This window comes from Vibrio marinisediminis, from assembly GCF_014050145.1.
Taxonomy (GTDB): Bacteria; Pseudomonadota; Gammaproteobacteria; order Enterobacterales; family Vibrionaceae; genus Vibrio; species Vibrio marinisediminis.
The window spans coordinates 1-234 of the sequence record NZ_JACFYF010000355.1; the positions used below are offsets into that span (position 1 = coordinate 1).

The 234-nt window shown below is 38.0% G+C and carries 1 protein-coding gene; it reads right to left on the bottom strand.

From position 1 onward, the window contains the following. Positions 1-181, bottom strand: a 181-nt coding sequence (locus H2O73_RS24325) for a hypothetical protein (RefSeq protein WP_220457789.1), incomplete at its 3' end; no start/stop codon positions are given. Positions 182-234 lie beyond the last annotated feature (53 nt).

A 234-nucleotide genomic window follows, 5' to 3' on the forward strand; every position in this document is an offset into this window, starting at 1 on the left:
TTCCGTATTGCCCAGTAAAATCTTCGTGATGCAAATGTAGCCAATCGTATAATAAAAGTGTATCGCTCAAAACTTCCTCATCATAAATAGTTTCGTAAGGAATTTCTGCATAGCTTAAAACCATAGTTACTGCATCGTCCCAGGGTAATTTCCCTTTAGGTGTATAAACGGCAATTTCCATAGTTACTGCATCGTCCCAGGGTAATTTCCCTTTAGGTGTATAAACGGCAATTT